Source organism: Evansella tamaricis, from assembly GCF_019042215.1.
Taxonomy (GTDB): Bacteria; Bacillota; Bacilli; order Bacillales; family Salisediminibacteriaceae; genus Evansella; species Evansella tamaricis.
In genome coordinates, this window is record NZ_JAHQCS010000064.1 from 33,787 (window position 1) to 39,942 (window position 6,156).

General features: G+C 37.5%; 6 protein-coding genes. 2 read left to right on the forward strand and 4 right to left on the reverse strand.

From position 1 onward, the window contains the following. Nucleotides 1-60: 60 nt before the first annotated feature. Nucleotides 61-1,548 (forward strand): aminotransferase class I/II-fold pyridoxal phosphate-dependent enzyme, encoded by a 1,488-nt coding sequence (locus tag KS419_RS05970; protein ID WP_217065150.1) that lies wholly within the window; start codon nt 61-63, stop codon nt 1,546-1,548. Between the two features lie 197 nt (nt 1,549-1,745). Here the strand turns inward: KS419_RS05970 and KS419_RS05975 are convergent, their stop codons facing one another. The 4 genes from KS419_RS05975 to KS419_RS05990 all read right to left on the reverse strand — a co-directional run bounded on the left by KS419_RS05975 (nt 1,746) and on the right by KS419_RS05990 (nt 4,114). Beyond that, nucleotides 1,746-1,865: a GapA-binding peptide SR1P gene (locus KS419_RS05975; RefSeq protein ID WP_217065151.1), complete on the reverse strand. Its 120-nt coding sequence runs from the start codon at nt 1,863-1,865 to the stop codon at nt 1,746-1,748. Between the two features lie 293 nt (nt 1,866-2,158). After that, entirely contained in the window at nt 2,159-2,455 is a 297-nt protein-coding gene (locus KS419_RS05980; RefSeq protein ID WP_217065161.1) for a DUF3055 domain-containing protein, read from the reverse strand. Between the two features lie 115 nt (nt 2,456-2,570). Continuing rightward, nucleotides 2,571-3,017 carry a hypothetical protein gene (locus tag KS419_RS05985; protein ID WP_217065152.1) on the reverse strand — a complete coding sequence of 149 codons (447 nt, stop codon included), beginning with the start codon at nt 3,015-3,017 and terminating at the stop codon, nt 2,571-2,573. Nucleotides 3,018-3,202: 185 nt separating this feature from the next. Next, complete coding sequence (locus tag KS419_RS05990) at nt 3,203-4,114, reverse strand: polysaccharide deacetylase family protein (RefSeq protein ID WP_217065153.1); 912 nt, start codon at nt 4,112-4,114, stop codon at nt 3,203-3,205. 279 nt (nt 4,115-4,393) lie between these two features. Here KS419_RS05990 and KS419_RS05995 point away from each other — a divergent pair, with 279 nt between their 5' ends. Beyond that, nucleotides 4,394-5,920 carry a glycine betaine uptake BCCT transporter gene (locus tag KS419_RS05995; protein ID WP_217065154.1) on the forward strand — a complete coding sequence of 509 codons (1,527 nt, stop codon included), beginning with the start codon at nt 4,394-4,396 and terminating at the stop codon, nt 5,918-5,920. Nucleotides 5,921-6,156 lie beyond the last annotated feature (236 nt).

Genomic DNA, 6,156 nt, shown 5'->3' on the forward strand with positions numbered 1-6,156 from the left:
TTTGTTTTATTAAAAGGATATCAATTAAGATAAGATATAATACACGAAGAGGTGATACTTTTGTCCAAGTCTAAACAACATTTAACTCCATTATTTGATGGATTACTAAACCATGTCAACTCAAAACCTGTTCAATTTCATATACCTGGACATAAAGCTGGAAAAGGAATGGACCTTGAATTCAGGAATTTCATTGGAGAAAATGCCTTATCTCTTGATTTGATAAACATTGCCCCCCTTGATGATCTCCACCATCCTGGAGGCATGATTCAAGACGCCCAGAACCTTGCTGCAGATGCCTTTGGAGCAGAACATACATATTTTTCCGTTCAAGGGACAAGCGGAGCTATTATGACAATGATCATGAGTGTATGCGGCCCTGGCGAAAAGATAATTGTACCAAGGAATGTGCATAAGTCGATTATGTCTGCAATCGTTTTTTCAGGGGCAACACCTATTTTTATACACCCTGAAATTGATGAGAAGCTTGGTATATCTCATGGAATTACAACGGAGTCAGTGGAGAAGGCATTGCGAACCCACCCTGATGCGAAAGGGTTACTTGTTATTAATCCAACGTATTTTGGTATATCAGCTAATTTAAAAGCAATCGTAGACATTGCCCATTCCTATCATATACCAGTACTGGTTGACGAAGCCCATGGAGTTCACATACATTTTCATGAAGACCTTCCCTTGTCTGCAATGCAGGCTGGTGCTGACATGGCAGCTACAAGCGTTCATAAGTTAGGCGGATCATTAACACAAAGTTCGGTCTTAAATATACAAGGATCCCTTGTTTCTCCGAACCGCATTCAAAGTATTATTAGTATGTTGACAACTACTTCCACCTCTTACCTCTTACTCGCTTCCTTAGATACTGCGAGAAGACAATTAGTGATGAAGGGGAGAGAATTGCTTCAGGAAGTTATTTCTATAGCTAAATTCACGAGGGAAGAACTAAATCAAATTCCAGGAATATATTGTCCAGGAAAAGAACTTGTTAATGATCAGGCTATTTTCGATATGGATCCCACAAAATTAACAATCTCCATAAAAGACCTGGGGATTACTGGACATGATGTAGAGGTATGGTTGAGGGAAAAATTCCGTATTGAAGTGGAACTTTCTGATCTCTATAACATTCTTTGTATCATAACTATTGGTGATACGATGGAGAAAGCGGAGATTTTAATTGAAGCTTTAAAGGAACTGTCAAAAGAACAATTAGAAAAATTGGAAAATCATCGAACAAAAGAAGTCAATGTATATGTTCCAAACATTCCAAATCTTTCCTTATCCCCTAGAGATGCTTTTTATTCGGAAACCGAAGTGGTAAGGTTAAATCAATCGGCAGGAAGAATTAGTGCCGAATTTGTTATGGTTTATCCTCCCGGGATTCCAATTCTTATCCCAGGTGAGATCATTGATTTAGAAAATTTAGATTACATCGCAAAAAACATAGAAGTGGGACTTCCTGTTCAAGGGCCAGAGGATGCAAGTTTAGAGTATATTCGAGTAATTAAAGCGCATAAAGCGATATTATAACCCAGAAAAGTGCAAGCGCCTATGCTCACGAGCGTAGGGCGGTGGAGGAATGACAACTAGAAGTCCGATCTTAGACTTCGGTTGTCACTTCCGAAGGGCCAAAACTTATATATTCTTACCTTTCAAGAACAGAGGATGTCATATGGACACCCTCTTTTCTCTGTCCTACTACCAATAATTTCTATAACCCTAATATGTTAACTCGTTAACTCCTTATCATCGCAATAGTTACAACATTTCCCATAAAGTGTTACAACCTTCTCTGAATCATAGTGTTCAATAACTTCTTCACACATTTGGCAAACAATACTTCCCAAAATGATTCACCCCTTAACCCATATTGTAAACGCTTTAAAGCTCTCAATTGTCATTTTAGTATGACATAATTGCGTTGTCAATATATATTGTATAACTCTTTTATTCGTACAAGCCTAAAATGAGCTATACCAATAAAAAAACACCCCTTATGAAAGAAAGCACTGAAAAAGTGGTGCCTTTCCACTTTTACATTCCCTCGGAGCAATGAGCGACGAGCGAAGCCATTGCCATATAAAAAAAAGAACTGAAAAAGTTGTAAGAACTTTTTCAGTGGCCTCCTTATGAAAGGGTGTTACTCATTATACTGGACTTCCGTTGACGTTAATGGCAAGGTTACTTTAAAAAATTCAGAGATGGCAGTAGCTTCCGTAGAATCTTGGATCTTTAGTAGACGTTGGATGTGTTCCACATCCTCAGCATCTTCAGCACACATGAGAAAGGAGCGTCCTGTTTGCATACATGTAATGAGTGGCTTGCCAAAAAAGAGGTTAGTATACATAATCCCAAAATCATACCTGGTGTTTTCAGTCGTCATCCCAATAAACCTAACGTTCACACGTTCCATATCATCATACAGCCTCTCGTACATTTCCATCTGGAACTCCCCTTTCTTTTATAAATATAGATTGTTCTGAATATTCAAATTATAAAACAAAATAGATAAATATGCAAATTTAAGTGTTTTCTATTATATTCATTTCGAGTTAACCTTCTTCAAATGCAGTTTGTTTTGCTTCAATAAACCGTATTAGTTCATTAATAAATTCTATATCCTGACCTGAAAAATGATAAGTGGTATTATAAGCACGAAAAGCTAATACATACTTCAAGAAATTATCTGAAAAAATCGGGGCCAAAATAACTTTATGATCCCCTTTTTTTAATAAAACAATGGATTTTAAATGACACAGAGATATAAAGCCAATACCTAAAGATTCTTTTTCTGTTCCTTTTGGCCGACCTAATTGAAAAATAAGTTTCATATCTAGCTTATTTTCATATGTAGTATATAAAGATAATAAACAACGTTTTTTAGACAGAGTATAAACAGCATGAAGAATTTTCTTTAAAAAGTCTTCTTGATCCTTTGCAAAATCATATGCAAGGCCTACTTCTAATCTTAATTCATCCAGCAATTCTGATTTTTTCATTTTACCTCCCCACCTCCACTTGTTGTATCAAATAGATGGTTATGTAAGCATAGCATATCATGTTTATATATATTGTCATGTTTTGTCGGGTATGCCAATGATTTTTTACTAATTGAAAAAAAGAAAACACAAATTGTGTTTTCTTTTTGAAATGAATCATTATTTGTAGAAGATGGCATTTTATTTTATTTTATTAGGGCTGGATCCACAATTTCAAAGCCTTTGTCACGCAATCCTACTACAATACCATGTAGAGCATCTTTCGTAAATTCCCTATCATGCATCAATAGATTAGCTCCATTTGTTAAGGATACTCCTGCCCCGTCTTTTCCTGGATCAAGCATAATTTCTGTCAAAGCTTCTGCTTCCATATACGGTTGCTCCCAATCAAAACCATAGGACCAGTTCATCCACTTCATTCCCTCTTCTGCTACTATTTCACGAGAGGTATCTGTATTACGTCCGTAAGGGGCCCGGAAAAATCGAGGTCTCTCTCCAATAATTTCTTCAATTAGATCATTTAATTCTACAATTTCCTTGCGTTGTTCTTCAGGTGTTAAGGCAGCCAATCCAGGATAAGGACCGGCATGATTCATCGTATGGTTTCCAATCTCAAAGCCCATTTCATAAATTTCTTTTAAGATGGCCCTGTTTTCAGCGTGTTCAACCTCATCCACTAAATATCTGCCATTTATAAAGAAGATTGCACCTGCGTCTAATTCACTTAAGATTTTGGCCATCTCCAACGCATTATTATGATTTGCATCGTTAAAGGAATCATCAATTGTAAGTAATACTACTTGATCATTTGTTCCTTCGTCAATTGGTCTTACCGTAGAACCATCCATTTCATAGATTGGTTCACTGATCTCAGGTACAACTTCCTCTTCTTCCAATCCTTCTTCCTCTTCGTTTCCTTCCAAATCTTCTTCGGTGGTTTCTGATGGAGTTTCTTCTATCTCATCTTCTTTATCATCTATAACTGCGTCTTCTGGTTCAGTTAACGCGTTCTCTTCTCCATTTTCCTCATTATTATTACAGGCCACAATCAACAATAAAAAGGAACTAATCAAAAGAAACAAAACTACCTTTTTCATCCATCATTCATCCTCTCATATTCAACAGTTGCTGATAGAATTCTACCACAGGTCAGGCTCCTATAAAAGATTCTTTTTAACTAAAGTTTATTCTCGTATAAACAAAATAAGAGGTACACATAATGAAACTGACATATCTACGGCTTTAGAAAGCAGATAATATTACATATGTAAATGTTACATTAATTGGATGATTTAGCTATAACCGTTAAAAAGTAAGTAAGATTGATAAAACAGGTAATACTATTTGACATGTTATATTAAAAGGTGGGTAAAAATATGAGGAAATTAAGTCCAGTATTTATGATTTCGGTAAGTATTGCAGTTGCATTTATACTATGGGGCGTCATTGCACCGAGTCATTTAAATCGAATAACTTCAGATATTCAAGGATTTCTTACAAACAATTTCGGCTGGTTCTATTTACTAGCCGCAACCGGGTTTTTAGTATTTTCTTTCATTCTAGTTGTAAGTCCTGTGGGAAGGATAAAACTCGGTAAGCAAGAGGAAGAACCGGAATATAACTATTTAACATGGTTTTCCTTTCTTTTCACAGCTGGAATGGGGATTGGTCTTGTTTTCTGGGGAGTTTCAGAACCAATGTACCATTTTCATTACCCTCCCACTTCTGAAGGTGTAGAGCCTGCTTCACAGAGAGCTGCTGCCCTTGCCATTAGATATTCTTTCTTCCATTGGGGGCTGCATCCGTGGGCCATTTATTCTGTTGTAGCTCTGGCATTAGCCTATTTTAAGTTTAGAAAAGGATCACCTGGAGTATTAAGTGCCGCTTTTGAACCGTTAATAGGGGATAGAATCAATGGTTGGATCGGATCAACCATCAATGTTATTGTTGTCTTCGCTACGATTTTCGGGGTAGCTACTTCCTTAGGATTTGGGACAGCCCAAATCAGTGGCGGATTATCTAACCTATTCCTCATGAACAACACTACTGGTTTACAGATGATGATCATTCTTGTCATCACCGTTTTATATATGGCGTCTTCTTTAACTGGACTAGACCGTGGTATTAAAATTCTCAGTAAAACAAATATCATTTTAGCAGTAATCCTTATGATGTTTTTGTTATTCTCTGGCCCGACTAACTTTATTATGAACTCTTTTACACAAACATTAGGTGGATATGTACAAAACTTAATCCGGATGAGTTTCCAGCTCGACACGTTTATACCAGAATCCACTTGGGTTGAGGATTGGACAATCTTTTATTGGGCTTGGTGGATCGCCTGGGCACCATTTGTAGGTTCTTTTATCGCAAGAGTTTCTAAAGGGAGAACAATACGGGAATTTGTATTGGGAGTGATCGCTGTACCGACCCTTTTCGGTGCATTATGGTTTGCGGTGTTTGGAGGTACTGCCATCAATTTAGAACTGTTACAGGGGGTAGACATCATCGGTGTCATCGAGGATCCTGCACAGGGGATGGAAGTAGCTTTGTTTGTGGTCTTACAGGAGTTCCCATTTGGAATCATCATGTCAGGTGTTGCTATTATATTAATTGCGTCCTTTTTTATCACCTCGGCAGATTCCGCTACTTTTGTACTAGGAATGCAAACAACAAACGGAAGTTTAAATCCTCCCAATTCCGTCAAGTTTATCTGGGGTATTATCCAATCATCCACTGCTGCGGTATTATTATGGTCAGGTGGGTTAGAAGCATTACAAACGGCCTCTATCATTGCTGCCTTCCCCTTTGCTATTATCATGATCTTTATGATCTACAGTCTAGTAAAGGCATTACAAGCGGAGAGAATACCACCGAGACGAATGAAGCAGTATGATGAATAGATAGGACTAAAGGAGTTGTCTTATTTAAAGACAATTCCTTTTTTAAAGATAAGATTTATAAGTTGCGGCACCTTCGGAAGTGACAACTGAAGTCAAAGAGCGGACTTCTGTTGTCATTCCTCCACTGCCCTACGCTCGTGATCATAGGCGCTTGCGCTTTTCTTTGTCTAGCTCCAGCGCCTACTCGCATGGGAACTGAAAAAGTGGTGCTTTTCCACTTTTACAGTCCCTAAGCA

What these genes read in the sequence shown, in the direction of transcription:
- KS419_RS05990 (WP_217065153.1), bottom strand. Translation starts at nt 4,114, where the DNA reads ATGAAAAAGGTAGTTTTGTTTCTTTTGATTAGTTCCTTTTTATTGTTG.
- KS419_RS05985 (WP_217065152.1), bottom strand. Translation starts at nt 3,017, where the DNA reads ATGAAAAAATCAGAATTGCTGGATGAATTAAGATTAGAAGTAGGCCTT.
- KS419_RS05995 (WP_217065154.1), top strand. Translation starts at nt 4,394, where the DNA reads ATGAGGAAATTAAGTCCAGTATTTATGATTTCGGTAAGTATTGCAGTT.
- KS419_RS05980 (WP_217065161.1), bottom strand. Translation starts at nt 2,455, where the DNA reads ATGTACGAGAGGCTGTATGATGATATGGAACGTGTGAACGTTAGGTTT.